This is a genomic window from Pseudomonas sp. GP01-A4, assembly GCF_058780865.1.
Map to the genome: position 1 here is coordinate 1 of NZ_JBYSWF010000113.1, position 13,652 is coordinate 13,652.

12 protein-coding genes are annotated in these 13,652 nt (G+C 62.9%); 5 read left to right on the forward strand and 7 right to left on the reverse strand.

The features are described 5' to 3' along the window. The 4 genes from AC3WKX_RS32985 to pilM all read right to left on the reverse strand — a co-directional run. On the reverse strand, positions 1 to 684 hold a 684-nt coding region (locus AC3WKX_RS32985), incomplete at its 3' end, for a secretin N-terminal domain-containing protein (RefSeq protein ID WP_173910810.1). 69 nt (positions 685 to 753) lie between these two features. Beyond that, on the reverse strand, positions 754 to 1,779 hold the full coding sequence (locus AC3WKX_RS32990; RefSeq protein WP_102606388.1) for a pilus assembly protein PilP: 1,026 nt from the start codon (positions 1,777 to 1,779) through the stop codon (positions 754 to 756). Next, positions 1,776 to 2,327 carry a PilN domain-containing protein gene (locus tag AC3WKX_RS32995; protein WP_003209339.1) on the reverse strand — a complete coding sequence of 184 codons (552 nt, stop codon included), beginning with the start codon at positions 2,325 to 2,327 and terminating at the stop codon, positions 1,776 to 1,778. The genes AC3WKX_RS32990 and AC3WKX_RS32995 overlap by 4 nt, the downstream gene beginning before the upstream one ends. After that, on the reverse strand, positions 2,327 to 2,980 hold the full coding sequence (gene pilM, locus AC3WKX_RS33000; RefSeq protein WP_102606390.1) for a type IV pilus biogenesis protein PilM: 654 nt from the start codon (positions 2,978 to 2,980) through the stop codon (positions 2,327 to 2,329). The genes AC3WKX_RS32995 and pilM overlap by 1 nt, the downstream gene beginning before the upstream one ends. Before the next feature lie 83 nt (positions 2,981 to 3,063). On the opposite strand from pilM, the gene AC3WKX_RS33005 reads away from it, so the two are divergent. Then, positions 3,064 to 3,201: a hypothetical protein gene (locus AC3WKX_RS33005; protein ID WP_158244084.1), complete on the forward strand. Its 138-nt coding sequence runs from the start codon at positions 3,064 to 3,066 to the stop codon at positions 3,199 to 3,201. Beyond that, the gene (locus tag AC3WKX_RS33010) at positions 3,201 to 5,657 is read left to right on the forward strand and encodes a penicillin-binding protein 1A (RefSeq protein ID WP_371316571.1); all 2,457 of its coding nucleotides are present in this window, start codon (positions 3,201 to 3,203) and stop codon (positions 5,655 to 5,657) included. The genes AC3WKX_RS33005 and AC3WKX_RS33010 overlap by 1 nt, the downstream gene beginning before the upstream one ends. A gap of 195 nt (positions 5,658 to 5,852) precedes the next feature. Here the strand turns inward: AC3WKX_RS33010 and AC3WKX_RS33015 are convergent, their stop codons facing one another. The 3 genes from AC3WKX_RS33015 to rpmE form a co-directional block, all read right to left on the reverse strand. Then, the gene (locus AC3WKX_RS33015) at positions 5,853 to 7,121 is read right to left on the reverse strand and encodes a malic enzyme-like NAD(P)-binding protein (RefSeq protein WP_003209334.1); all 1,269 of its coding nucleotides are present in this window, start codon (positions 7,119 to 7,121) and stop codon (positions 5,853 to 5,855) included. 181 nt (positions 7,122 to 7,302) lie between these two features. Then, positions 7,303 to 8,091 carry a thermonuclease family protein gene (locus AC3WKX_RS33020; RefSeq protein ID WP_102606389.1) on the reverse strand — a complete coding sequence of 263 codons (789 nt, stop codon included), beginning with the start codon at positions 8,089 to 8,091 and terminating at the stop codon, positions 7,303 to 7,305. A gap of 41 nt (positions 8,092 to 8,132) precedes the next feature. Beyond that, on the reverse strand, positions 8,133 to 8,363 hold the full coding sequence (gene rpmE / locus AC3WKX_RS33025) for a 50S ribosomal protein L31 (protein WP_003209330.1): 231 nt from the start codon (positions 8,361 to 8,363) through the stop codon (positions 8,133 to 8,135). A gap of 297 nt (positions 8,364 to 8,660) precedes the next feature. On the opposite strand from rpmE, the gene AC3WKX_RS33030 reads away from it, so the two are divergent. The 3 genes from AC3WKX_RS33030 (at position 8,661) to AC3WKX_RS33040 (ending at position 13,557) form a co-directional block, all read left to right on the forward strand. Next, the gene (locus AC3WKX_RS33030; RefSeq protein ID WP_008439257.1) at positions 8,661 to 10,880 is read left to right on the forward strand and encodes a primosomal protein N'; all 2,220 of its coding nucleotides are present in this window, start codon (positions 8,661 to 8,663) and stop codon (positions 10,878 to 10,880) included. Between the two features lie 234 nt (positions 10,881 to 11,114). Next, complete coding sequence (gene argS / locus AC3WKX_RS33035; protein ID WP_003209327.1) at positions 11,115 to 12,851, forward strand: arginine--tRNA ligase; 1,737 nt, start codon at positions 11,115 to 11,117, stop codon at positions 12,849 to 12,851. Between the two features lies 1 nt (position 12,852). Next, positions 12,853 to 13,557, forward strand: a complete 705-nt coding sequence (locus AC3WKX_RS33040) for an SPOR domain-containing protein (protein ID WP_003209324.1) — start codon at positions 12,853 to 12,855, stop codon at positions 13,555 to 13,557. The last annotated feature ends 95 nt before the right edge of the window (positions 13,558 to 13,652 follow it).

Below are 13,652 nucleotides of genomic sequence, written 5' to 3' on the forward strand. Positions count from 1 at the left end.
GCCCCAGTTACCCCGATTCAGTTGCCCGCCCCAGCGCACGCCAAGGCTTTTGTCGTAATCCACATCGGCCTCGACGATCCGCGCCTCGATCATCACCTGCCTTACCGGAATATCCAGTTGCGCCACAATCTTGCGCAGCTCCTCCAGCCGCTCCCGGGTCTGGTAGGCGATGATGTTGTTGGTGCGGTCATCCACCGCCACCGAGCCGCGCTCATCGGTGGCGCCTTCCAGGCCCACGGCCGACTGGAAGAGCTTGGCCAGGTCCGACGCCTTGGCGTAATTGACTTGCAGCAACTCGCGACGCAGCGGTGCCAACTCAGTCATTTGCTTGCGCGACTCCATCGCCAGCAACTCGCGTGCGGCCAACTCCTCGGCCGGCGCGACCAGCAGCACATTGGCCGTCACACGCTTGTCCAGCCCCTTGGTTTGCAGCACCAGGTCCAGGGCCTGGTCCCAGGGCACGTCCTTGAGGCGCAGGGTGATCGAACCCTGCACGTCGTCACTGGTCACCAGATTGAGGCCGGCAACGTCAGCAATCTGCTGCAGCACCGCGCGCAACTCGATGTTCTGGAAGTTGAGGGACAGCTTGTCCCCGGTGAATGCCACGCGTCCGGTACTCAGGGGCGCATTGCCAGGTGGCGGCAGGTGAATCAAGTCGATTCGATTGGGCACAGCCATGACCATCGGTGCCGTGAACGCTATCCATAGCGCCACACCGAAGGACGAAAAAGTCCTTTTCATTGTTTGTTTCCGTTATGAGTTCACGTTCAGGGCAAGGGTTTGCGAGCGTTCCAGCCACGCGCCCTGGCCATCCGGGAAAAGCTCGGCCAGTTCGACATGGGAGTCGTGGATTGCCGTGATGCGCCCGTGGTCCGGGCCCAGGTAATCGCCGATTGCCAGGCGATGGACAGACGACGCTCCGCGCAGCAGGGCGAAGGTTTGAGCCCCCAGGGACAAGGTCCCGACCATTTCGAACTGCTCCACGGCGAAGCCTTCGAGGATTCCGCGAGGCCTGGCGAGATCAGGTCCGGCAGCCGGTCGCCCGGCGGGTCGAACCAGTTGGCGAGAGGGCGGCTGGAAAGGGTCGCGCAAGGCTGCAAAATCGTAGGCCACTTGCTGCGGCCCGGGCTCGGCGACAGCCTGTGCCGGCGGGTGCAAATCAACCTCCAGGTCATCGCCCGCCTGGCGGTTGTGACGATAGGTCCTGGCTACCAGACTGAGATGCAACACCGAGGGATCGACAGGACTGAATGCCAAGTCATGCACCGTGACAATTCCTGGCAAGCTGGCCATGCCGTTGATGAACGCCGCCAGGTCGTGAAAAGTCCCGGTGACGCCAATCTGCATGGGCGATTCGATGTACAGGGCGCGAGGCTGGTCATCCCGAAGTTCGATGGCCTCCAGCACCAAGCCATTGGCGGCACTCAGGCGGCCAATATCTTCAAGCAGGCCGGGTACCTGGGGGTCGGCAGGCAGCCGCCGTAACAGGTTGGCGAAATGGCCTCGCATTGTTTCGAGTTCGCGGACCAGGGACTCCAGGCCGGCAGCCTGGCTGGTTTTCAGCGCGACCTGCTGTTCAAGCGCCACTTCCTGCGACTCAAGCTGGCGCAGTTGCTCCCGCGCTCCACTCAAGTAGAAGGTATCGCCCACTGCCCACAGCAGGCAAACCACCGCGCCAGCCAGCAACGCCTTGCCCGGCAAGGGCCAGTTGGCGGCGTTCTGGCAGAGCTGGGTTATATCGGATTCCGTCAGCCCTGGCAGGCCTGACGCCCCTCTCATTGGCGCACCTCATCCGAGTGACCATGGCGAACCGTCAACTGGAAGCCATTGTCGTCGCCCTCCTGCGCGCCGCGAACCCGTTGAAGCCGGGGCGCTTCCAAGTCTTCGGCAGCTTCGAGGCCTCGCATGAACTGAGCAATGTCCCGGTTCGATCCGGCCGTGCCGCTGATGGAAACAGAACCGCCGTCGACGCTCACTTCGCGCAACTGCACCCCCTCCGGCACGGCGCGGGCCAACTGGTCCAGCAACTGAGCACCCGCCGCACGATCGTCCTGCAAACCCTGCACAACTTTCATCCGTTCCATCAACTGCTGGCGCTGCTCATGCAGTTCGTCGATGGCCTTGATCCGCGAGTCGAGCCCGGTGACACCCTGGCTCAACTGGTTATTGCGGGCCAACTGCCGATCGATTGCACGGTCGATCACCTGGTCTGCCAGCCAAACCGCAGCCAGCGCCACCGCTGCAGCCCCCGCCAAAAACACCAGAAAATATTTGCGCCGCCGCTCATTCCGTTCTGCGCGCCACGGCAACAGGTTGATTCGTGTCATCAGTCGAAACTCCTCAGGGCCAGCCCGCAGGCCACTCCCATTCCCTGGGCATCCACGGCCCATTGCGCGCCATCGACACGACGGCCCGGCGTGATGCTGTCCGAAGCCTGCCTGCCCGCGCGAGCCAATGCAAATGCTTCGACATCCACTATCCGCGTCGTCAGCCCCGCAAGGGCCAAAACCGCCTCACGGGCCTCCACCTGTTCCTTGAGGCAGGCAACCAGCAGCACATCGACGCTTTGCGGGTCATGGGCCGACGGGCCCTGCACCTGGAAGTCGATAGCCACATCCTCCAGCGGATAAGGAATGTACTGGTCTGCTTCCCCATGGATTCGACGCACCATTTCAGCATCCGTCAGCCCCGTGTCCATCTCCAGCACGCGGGTAATCACCGAGGGCCCTGCCACGGCCACGGCGGCATGCCTGAGTGATGTATGCGCCTGTACCAGCGCCCGGGAAAGTGCCTGCGCGACGGCATCGAAATCAACCACGCTGCTGTCGACCACCGCATGGGCCGGCAACTGCTGCATGGCGTAGCCCCGCACGCTGTAGCCAGTGCCTGAAGCCTCCAGCTCCACCAGCCTGACGCCGGTGTCATTGATGTCGATACCCAGGACGGCATCGGCTTTTCGCCTGAAAAATCCCTTTCTCATAAAACTCCCCAAAACTTTCCCTGTCTTACGGACTGATTGCTGCCAGGCTTCCTGCATTCGGTCGGCTTGTATGAGCGGCGCGAATGACGCCCGAAGCCGAAAAATGCTTTAATGCCCAGCGTTTTTTCCCGCGTTTATCTGCTGGCCGGGTCGATCCACCACTTGCCGTGCATGCCCCGATGCCTAACCCATTCTTTTCCTTGGAAATCCAAAAGCCTTGATTCGTCTGCTGAAGTTTTTCGGGTACTCCATTGTCGCGATCGTCTGCGGGCTGATGCTCGTGCTCAGCGGGGCCTATCTCTACCTTAGTCCGGGTTTGCCCTCCGTAGAGGCCCTGAGAAGTATCCAGTTGCAGATTCCTTTGCGGGTCTACAGCAGCGATGAAAAACTGATCGCGGAGTTCGGCGAAATGCGCCGCACACCGATCCGTTTCGCCGACATTCCACCCAATTTCATCAACGCCCTGCTGTCGGCTGAAGACGATAACTTCGCCAATCACTATGGCGTCGACCCAAGCAGCCTGGTGCGGGCGGCCACGCAATTGGTCAAAAGCGGACACATTCAATCCGGTGGCAGCACCATCACCATGCAGGTGGCGAAGAACTTCTTCCTCACCAGCGAACGCAGCTTTTCCCGCAAAGCCACGGAAATCCTCCTGGCGTTGCAGATCGAACGTCAGCTGACCAAGGACGAGATCCTTGAGCTGTACGTCAACAAGATCTATCTGGGCAACCGCGCCTACGGCATCGAGGCGGCTTCGCAGGTTTACTACGGCAAGTCGATTCGTGACGCCAGCCTGGCGCAGATGGCGATGATTGCCGGCCTGCCCAAGGCGCCTTCACGCTTTAACCCGCTGGCCAACCCGGCGCGCAGCAAAGAGCGCCGCGACTGGATCCTGGGCCGCATGTACAAGCTGGGCAAGATCGACCAGGCCGCGTACGAAAGTGCGGTGGCCGAGCCGCTGAACGCCAGCTATCACGTGCCGACCCCGGAAGTGAATGCCCCGTATATCGCCGAAATGGCCCGTGCCGAGATGGTCGGCCGCTATGGCAGCGAGGCGTACACCGAAGGTTTCCGCGTGACCACGACGATTCCGAGCAACCTGCAGGAAATCGCCAACAAGTCGGTACACGATGGCCTGGTCGCCTATGACCAGCGCCATGGCTACCGCGGCCCTGAATCGCGCCTGCCGGGCAAGACCCTGAGCGCCTGGACCGTCGAGCTGGGCAAACAGCGCCCGATCAGCGGCCTTGAACCCGCCATCGTCACCCAGGTGAAGAAAGATGGCGTGCAGGTACTGACGCGCACCGGCGAAGAGCATGTGTCGTGGGACAGCATGAAATGGGCCCGCCCTTTCCTGAACACCAACAGCATGGGCCCGATGCCCAAGCAGCCGTCGGACGTGGCCCAGGTCGGTGACCTGGTTCGCGTGCAGCGCCAGAAGGACGACAGCCTGAAATTCAGCCAGGTGCCCGTGGCACAGGGCGCGCTGGTGTCGCTTGACCCGCAGAACGGTGCAATCCGTGCCCTGGTCGGCGGCTTTGCCTTCGAGCAGAGCAACTACAACCGCGCCACCCAGGCCAAGCGCCAGCCGGGTTCCAGCTTCAAGCCGTTCATCTACAGCGCTGCACTGGATAACGGCTACACCGCCGCCAGCCTGGTCAACGATGCACCGATCGTGTTCGTCGACGAGTACCTGGACAAGGTCTGGCGCCCGAAGAACGACACCAACACCTTCCTCGGCCCGATCCGCGTCCGCGAGGCGCTGTACAAGTCGCGTAACCTGGTGTCGATCCGCCTGCTGCAGGCGATGGGCGTAGGCAAGACCATCGACTACATCACCCGCTTCGGCTTCAACAAGTCGGACCTGCCGCCCAACCTGTCCCTGGCACTGGGTACCGCCACGCTGACGCCGATGGAAATCGCCACCGGCTGGAGCACCTTTGCCAACGGCGGCTACAAGATCACCCCGTACCTGATCGACAAGATAGAAAGCCGTAGCGGCGAAACCCTGTTCACCGCCAACCCACCACGGGTCCCGGGCGACGTGGTCAATGGCGTCGCGGCCACTGACGGCCAGGCAGCACCGGCCAACGGCGGCATCACCATCGAGCCGACGCCAGGCGAAGCCCCGGCAGCCGGTGCTCCCGCCGCACCACAAGCGCCGGCGGTAGCCGAACGCGTTGTGGATGGCCGTACCACCTACATCCTCAACAGCATCCTGGAAGACGTGATCAAGAAAGGTACGGGGCGTCGCGCCCTGGCCCTGGGCCGTGCCGATATCGCCGGCAAGACCGGTACCACCAACGACTCCAAGGATGCCTGGTTCTCCGGCTACAACGCCGACTACGTGACCACCGTATGGACTGGTTACGACCAGCCGGAAAGCCTCGGTCGCCGGGAGTTCGGCGGCACCGTCGCGCTGCCGATCTGGATGAGCTACATGGGCGCCGCGCTGAAGGATATGCCGCTGCATACCCAGCCGGAACCGGAAGGCATCCTGAGCCTGCGGATCGACCCGGTCAGCGGCCGTGCAGCAGCGCCGAGCACGCCGAATGCGTACTTCGAGCTGTTCAAGAGCGAGGACACGCCGCCGTCGGTCAACGAGCTGGGCAATGGTGTTGCACCGGGCAGCCCGCTGCCGGCGGACGAGGCGGCGCCGATCGACTTGTTCTAACACGCAGTTCCAATGTGGGAGCGGGCTTGCTCGCGAAAGCGGAGTATCAGGCTCAGATGGGCCGACTGACACACCGTCTTCGCGAGCAAGCCCGCTCCCACAGTTGGATCACCGCCAGGCTCGAGCCAATTGCCAGCCACAAAAAAAGCCCCGACTCGCAAGAGCCGGGGCTTTTTGGTGGTGCGCTACAACGGCTTAGCCGTTGAACACATCATCCACGCTTTGCAGCGGGTAGTTCTTCGGATACGGCAGGGTGGCCACACCCGTCTCGATTGCGGCTTTGGCCACGGCATCGGAGATCAGGGTGATCAGGCGCTTGTCCATTGGTTTCGGGATGATGTACTCACGACCGAATTCCAGCTTGATGCCGCCGTAGGCGTCGCACACTTCCTGAGGAACCGGCAGTTTGGCCAGTTCGCGCAGGGCGTTGGCGGCCGCGACTTTCATCTCTTCGTTGATGCGCTTGGCGCGAACGTCCAGGGCACCACGGAAGATGAACGGGAAGCCCAGTACGTTGTTGACCTGGTTCGGGTAGTCCGAACGGCCGGTGGCCATGATCACGTCGCTACGGGTGGCGTGGGCCAGCTCCGGGGAGATTTCCGGATCCGGGTTGGAGCACGCGAACACGATCGGGTTGGCCGCCATGGACTTGAGGCCTTCGGCGCTCAGCAGGTTCGGGCCGGACAGGCCAACGAACACGTCTGCACCGTCCAGGGCGTCAGCCAGGGTACGCTTGGAGGACGGATGCGCGAACATCGCCTTGTACTGGTTCAGGTCGGTACGCTCGGACTGCACAACGCCCTTGCTGTCGACCATGTAGATGTTTTCCAGCTTGGCGCCCATGCTCACCAGCAACTTCATGCAGGAGATGGCCGCGGCGCCGGCGCCCAGGCAAACGATCTTGGCTTCGCCAAGGGTTTTGCCGGCGATTTCCAGGGCGTTGATCATGCCGGCCGCGGTAACGATCGCGGTGCCGTGCTGGTCATCGTGGAATACCGGGATGTCGCACTGTTCGATCAGGGCCTTTTCGATCTCGAAGCACTCAGGTGCCTTGATGTCTTCCAGGTTGATGCCACCGAAGGTGATGGAGATGCGCTTTACGGTGTCGATGAAAGCCTGCGGGCTCTCGGAATCGACTTCGATATCGAATACGTCAATGCCGGCGAAGCGCTTGAACAGCACGCCCTTACCTTCCATGACTGGCTTGGAAGCCAATGGGCCGAGGTTACCCAGGCCGAGGATCGCGGTGCCATCAGAGATCACTGCAACCAGGTTGCCTTTGCCGGTGTACTTGTAGGCCAGTTCAGGATCGCGGGCGATTTCACGTACGGGCTCGGCAACGCCAGGGCTGTAGGCCAGCGACAGGTCGCGGGCGGTGGCAGTGGCTTTGGTGAGCTCTACACTCAGCTTTCCTGGACGAGGATGGGCATGATATTCGAGAGCGGCAGTTTTCAAATCAGACATATCGGCATTCCGCTTTTACTGTTGGTCGACGGACCGCCGAGGATACGCGTGTCGCAAAGTCCCCACAAGACTGGGCAGTCACAGGTGTCAAGGGCCCTGCCCTACGACTTTTGGCCAAGAGCCACGGGATACAAGGGCTCAACTGTTCACAATCGACCTGAAAAATGTCTACAATTTTTTCTTACGGCGCCTGCTCGAGCATGCCGGGATCGGTCAGTGGCAACAGCCAGCGTGCCTGGCCCTTTTCCAAGCCGCCGCGTCGGGAGCGGTCCAGCACCCAGCCGCGGGCTTCGATGGACTGGCCCTGCAACCCTTTCAACAGCGCACTGTCGAATCGGCCCACAAGATTGGGTGCAATGCGCAGTACCAGTGAGCCCTGCAACTCAATCCAGACTCCGCCGCGATTGCGTTCGATTTTGCTCACTCGGCCGTTGACCACGGCAAAGCCCGAGCGCTGGATCTTCGCCGCATCGACCACCGGTGACCGGCGCCACACCCCCAGCCGGGCCTGCCGGGCGCTGCGTTCGGCGGCTTGCTGGCAGGCCACCAGTTCCACATTCGGCGCGACCGCCACCTGGAAGCCAAGGCCTTCGGCGAGCAACTGCGCTTCCAGATTTGCTCCATTGGCACCGTAGAGATGGGCCAGGGTGCGGCCGTAACGGTCCTTGCTCTCCCGTCCGGGCACCACGCCAACGCGCCCACCGCTCGCGTCCACCAGACTTTGCAGGCGCTCGCGAGCAGCCACGGCGAAGGGCTCGTCAGTGCGCCCCTGCTTGCCGGTTTCCGGGGCATTGACGCCGATCATGCGTATGCTGCGGCCATCCTTGAGGCGCACGGTGTCGCCATCCACTACCCGCTGCACGTCGAAGGTCGCGACATCGCCGGGCGCCGGGCAGAACACCTCGGCCTGGGCGGGCGCCAGCCAAATCGCAGACACAAAAAAGGCGCCCACGAGGGACGCCTTTTTCATCAGCGAGGACAAGCCATACAGGCCATCCAAGCGGACCAGCCTTACTCGGCTTTAGGAGCAGCTTTAGCGCCGAAAGCACCGAAGCGGGTCTTGAAGCGGTCAACACGGCCGCCAACATCCAGAGTCTTCTGCTTACCGGTGTAGAACGGGTGGCACTCGTTGCACACGTCGATTGGCAGAGCTTTGCCGAAAGTCGAACGGGTTTCGAACTTGTTACCGCAGCTGCAGGTAACGTCGATGGCAACATAGTTTGGATGGATATCGGCTTTCATGGTGTATTCCTCAGGCTAGCGTGCCGCCAATCAACACTATTGTTGAATACCGCACGTAATTAGGCCGCGGATTCTACCAGACCTTTTTAAACGCGCAAGAAGCACAACGGCCCCTTTCATCAGAAAAGCGCGGCATACACAAGGCCCTGTGGGAGCCGGGCTTGCCCGCGATGCAGGCGCTGCGGTGCCTCAGGTGCACCGTGTCGATACTATCGCGGGCAAGCCCGGCTCCCACATCCACCGCTGGTCTGCTAGGCTCCCGCCCTTCTTCGCCGCCCGTCATATGAGAACCCCCGCGTGCCCGACGCCATTTTGCGCCTCGCCCTGCCCTCGCCCCTGCGCCGCCTGTTCGATTATCGGGCTCCTGCCGGCGTATTGCGGTCGCAGTTGCAGCCCGGCATGCGCGTACGGGTACCGTTTGGCCGGCGGGAGATGATCGGCATCCTGGTGGAAGTCGCCGATCACAGCGAAGTGCCCGCCGAGAAGCTCAAGCCCGCCGTGGCCATCCTCGACAGCACGCCGCCGCTGCCGCCTGCGCTGTTCAAGCTGTGCCTGTGGACCTCGCAGTATTACCAGCACAGCCTCGGCGACACCTTGAGCTGGGCGCTGCCGGTGCTGTTGCGCCAGGGCGAACTGGCCGAGGCGCGCCAGGAGCGTTTCTGGTCGATGGTCCCGGGGGCGCGCATGGACGACCCGCGCATCGCCCGCGCCCCGCGCCAGCGTGAAGCCCTGGCAACCCTGGCCCAGCATCCCCACGGCGTCGCCCATCAGCTGTTAAGCAAGCTGATGCTGAGCAAGGACAGCCTGGACTTGCTGCTGGCCAAGGGCCTGGTGCAGGTGGAGATTCGCAAGCACGCTCCCGGCGAGCGCCACGAACACTGGCTGGCCCAGCCGGAACTGCCGCTCAACCCCGAACAACGTGCCGCCTATGAAGCGATTCGCGCCGGTTTCGACAGTTTCCACGCGTTCCTGCTGGCGGGCGTCACCGGCAGCGGCAAGACCGAAGTCTATTTGCAACTGATCCGCGAAACCCTCGAAGCCGGCAAACAGGCACTGGTGCTGATCCCCGAGATCAACCTCGGCCCGCAAACCCTGGCGCGTTTCGAGCAGCGTTTCAACGCGCGCATCGCCCTGGTGCACTCGGCGGTCAACGACCGCGAGCGCCTGGAATCCTGGCTCGCCGCCCGGGACGGCGAGGCCGACATTATTATCGGCACCCGTTCGGCGCTGTTCACCCCGATGAAAAATCCCGGGCTGATCATCATCGACGAAGAACACGACGGCTCCTATAAACAGCAGGAAGGCCTGCGCTACCACGCCCGCGACCTGGCGCTGGTGCGTGCCCGCCAGGAAAACATCCCGATTGTGCTGGGCTCGGCCACGCCGTCCCTGGAAAGCCTGCACAACGCCTACACCGGGCGCTACGGCCTGCTGCGTCTCAATGAACGTGCCGGCGGTGCCAAGCAGCCCCGCTTCCTGCGCCTGGATGTAAAAAGTCGCCCGCTGGACAGCGGCATTTCCGGGCCGATGCAGCAAGCCATCGGGCAAACCCTCGCGGCGGGCCAGCAAGTGCTGGTGTTCCTCAACCGCCGGGGTTTTGCGCCGACGCTGCTGTGCCACGACTGCGGCTGGATGTCCGAGTGCAATCGCTGCGATGCGCGAATGACCGTGCACCAGCGCTCCGGCGAGTTGCGCTGCCATCACTGCGGCCATGTGGAACGGGTGCCGCGGCACTGCCCACAGTGCGGCAAAGTCGACTTGCGACCGGTGGGCGCGGGTACCGAGCGCGCCGAAGAACGACTGGGCATCCTGTTCCCGGATTACCCGGTGCTGCGGGTCGACCGCGACAGCACCTCGCGCAAGGACGCGATGAATCAGTTGTTCGCCACGATCCAGAAGGGCCAGCCGTGCATTCTGGTGGGCACGCAGATGCTTGCCAAAGGGCATCACTTCCCACGGGTGACCCTGGTGTCGATCCTGGATGCCGACGGCGGGCTGTTCTCCGGGGATTTTCGCGCCAGCGAGCGCATGGCGCAGTTGATCGTGCAGGTCGCAGGCCGGGCCGGGCGGGCCGAAGAGCCGGGCAAGGTGATCATCCAGACGCACCTGGCCGACCACCCGCTGCTGATTCAACTGACAGAACAAGGCTACTTTGCCTTCGCCGAACAGGCCTTGAGCGAGCGACGCTCGGCAGGTCTGCCACCGTTTGCGCATCTGGCGCTGCTGCGGGCCGAAGCGCACAAGCCAGGGCAGGCCGAAGGTTTCCTGGATGAAGCGTGCAGCGAGGCTGAACGTTTGCTGGGGGAACTGGGTCTGACCGGCATCGAGCTATTGGGCCCGGTGCCAGCACCGATGGAACGCCGCGCCGGGCGTTACCGCGCCCAGCTACTCTTGCAAGCCAGCGCCCGCGCGCCGCTGCATCGTTTATTAAGCAGCTGGTTACTTGCGCTGGAGCAAATGCCCAGCGGGCGACAAGTGAGATGGTCGCTGGACGTAGACCCGGTAGATTTGTACTAACCCCCTGTGGCGAGGGAGCTTGCTCCCGCTGGGCTGCGTAGCAGCCCCAAAAAAGCCGGGAGCGCTACGCACTCCAGCGGGAGCAAGCTCCCTCGCCAGAGCAAGCTCCCTCGCCACAGGTTAATCGTCCGTCAAGGTCCCGCGAAGGTTGGCAAGCCCGCCCTCGCCACGGATAATGCCCAGTTTTTCCACCTGCGCATCGCGCGCCACCGCTTGCGGTCGAAAGAGAACACCATGAAAGACACCATTCGCCAGCTGATCCAACAAGCCCTCACCCAACTCGTCAACGAAGGTGTGTTGCCTGAAGGCCTGACGCCGGCGATCCAGGTGGAAAATACCCGCGACAAGACCCACGGTGATTTCGCCAGCAACATCGCGATGATGCTGGCCAAGCCGGCCGGCCTGAAGCCGCGCGACCTGGCGGAAAAAATCATCGCCGCGCTGCCGGCCGACCCGCAGGTGACCAAGGCTGAAATCGCCGGCCCAGGCTTCATCAACTTCTTCCAGAACACCCAGGCCCTGGCTTCGCGCCTGGACGCGGCCCTCGCCGACGCGAAAATCGGCGTGCGCAAGGCCGGCCCGGCACAGCGCGTGGCCATCGACCTGTCGGCACCGAACCTGGCCAAGGAAATGCACGTGGGCCACCTGCGCTCCACCATCATCGGTGACGGCGTGGCGCGGGTCCTGGAGTTCCTCGGCGATGACGTGATCCGCCAGAACCACGTGGGCGACTGGGGTACCCAGTTCGGCATGTTGATGGCCTATCTGCAGGAAAACCCGATCACCAGCAACGAGCTGTCGGACCTGGAGAACTTCTACCGCGCCGCCAAGAAGCGTTTCGACGAATCCGAAGAATTCGCCGACCGCGCCCGTGGCCTGGTGGTCAAGCTGCAAGCCGGCGATGCCGAATGCCTGGAACTGTGGGGCCGCTTCCGCGAGATCTCGCTGTCCCACTGCCAGGAAATCTACGAGCTGCTCAACGTCAAATTGACCATGGCCGACGTGATGGGCGAAAGCGCCTACAACGACGACCTGATCAACGTGGTCAACGACCTCAAGGCCAAGGGCCTGCTGGTTGAAAGCAACGGCGCGCAGTGCGTGTTCCTCGAAGAATTCAAGACCGCCGACGGCGACCCGCTGCCGGTGATCATCGTCAAGGCCGATGGCGGCTACCTCTACGCCACCACCGACCTGGCCGCCGTGCGCTACCGCAGCGGCGTGCTGAAAGCCGACCGTGCCCTGTATTTCGTTGACCAGCGCCAGGCCCTGCACTTCCAGCAAGTGTTCGAAGTGGCGCGCCGCGCCGGTTTCGTCACCCACCCGATGCAGATGGAACACATGGGCTTCGGCACCATGAACGGCGCCGATGGCCGCCCGTTCAAGACCCGTGACGGCGGCACCGTGAAGCTGATCGACCTGCTGAACGAAGCCCAGGACCGCGCCTACAACCTGGTGAAGGAAAAGAACCCGGAGCTGGCCGAAGCCGACCTGCGCAACATCGCCCGCGTCGTGGGGATTGGCGCGGTGAAATACGCCGACCTGTCCAAGCACCGCACCAGCGACTACAGCTTCAACTTCGAACTGATGCTCAACTTCGAAGGCAACACCGCGCCGTACCTGCTGTATGCCTACACGCGGGTGGCCGGTGTGTTCCGCAAGCTCGGCAAGGACTTCAGCGAAGTCGAAGGCCAGATCAACCTTGAGGCGCCACACGAGCAGGAGCTGGCCGCCAAACTGGCGCAATTCGGCGAAGTGCTGAACAGCGTCGGCGAAAAAGGCACACCGCACATCCTCTGCACCTATTTGTACGAAGTCGCCGGTTTGTTCTCCAGCTTCTACGAGAACTGCCCGATCCTGACCGCAGACGACGAAGCCCAAAAGCAGAGCCGCCTGCGCCTCGCCGCACTGGCAGGACGGACCCTCAAGCAAGGCCTGGAATTGTTGGGCCTGGAAACTCTGGAGCGTATGTAAGTTGGCTGCCAAGAAAAAACCTGCACCCAAGCGCGGCGCCAGCCGCTACCAGGCACCGGCGAAGAAGCCTATTCCGGGCTGGTTGTGGATGGCCATCGGCCTGACGGTCGGCGCGTTTGTGGTGTTCCTGATGAAGCTCGACCCGGGCAAGGGCGATGACGTCAAACGGGTCAAGCAAGAACAGCAGAAGGCCACGAAAATGGCCGAGGCGAACAAGACACCGCCTAGCCCGACTGCGCCGGTGAAGCCGAAATACGACTTCTACACGCTGCTGCCGGAATCGGAAGTGATCGTGCCGCCGGACGCCGTGCCGGAGAAAACCCTGCCGACGCCGCAGCCGGTGCCGACTACGCCGGTTACCCCGGCGGAAGCAGCGAAGATCGACACGGCCCGGGCCCAGGCTGCGCTGGCCGGGATTACCCCGCCGCCACCGCCGCCGGTCGCCACCACCAAGGCCGCGCCGGTGACCAAGTTCTTCCTGCAGGCGGGCTCGTTCCCGAAACAGGCGGATGCGGACCGGGTACGCGCGCAGATTATTTTGCTGGGGCAGGCGGTGACGGTGGAGTCCGGGACGGTTAAGGATGCGACCTGGTATCGCGTGCTGGTGGGGCCGTTCAGCAACCGTGAACAGCTGACCGTGGCGCAGAAGCAACTGGCCGGCGCCGGGTTTAGCAACCTGTTGTTACAACAACGCCAGAGCCGCTGATTCCGGAAACAGCATCGGGTTAATGTGGGAGCGGGCTTGCTCGCGAATGCGGTAGATCAGTCAATATTTTAGGTGACTGACACACCGCATTCGCG

Bases quoted from the DNA above. Each gene is read 5' to 3' on its own strand.
- AC3WKX_RS32990 (WP_102606388.1), bottom strand. From the start codon at position 1,779: ATGAGAGGGGCGTCAGGCCTGCCAGGGCTGACGGAATCCGATATAACC.
- AC3WKX_RS32995 (WP_003209339.1), bottom strand. From the start codon at position 2,327: ATGACACGAATCAACCTGTTGCCGTGGCGCGCAGAACGGAATGAGCGG.
- pilM (WP_102606390.1), bottom strand. From the start codon at position 2,980: ATGAGAAAGGGATTTTTCAGGCGAAAAGCCGATGCCGTCCTGGGTATC.
- AC3WKX_RS33005 (WP_158244084.1), top strand. From the start codon at position 3,064: ATGACGCCCGAAGCCGAAAAATGCTTTAATGCCCAGCGTTTTTTCCCG.
- AC3WKX_RS33015 (WP_003209334.1), bottom strand. From the start codon at position 7,121: ATGTCTGATTTGAAAACTGCCGCTCTCGAATATCATGCCCATCCTCGT.
- AC3WKX_RS33020 (WP_102606389.1), bottom strand. From the start codon at position 8,091: ATGAAAAAGGCGTCCCTCGTGGGCGCCTTTTTTGTGTCTGCGATTTGG.
- rpmE (WP_003209330.1), bottom strand. From the start codon at position 8,363: ATGAAAGCCGATATCCATCCAAACTATGTTGCCATCGACGTTACCTGC.
- argS (WP_003209327.1), top strand. From the start codon at position 11,115: ATGAAAGACACCATTCGCCAGCTGATCCAACAAGCCCTCACCCAACTC.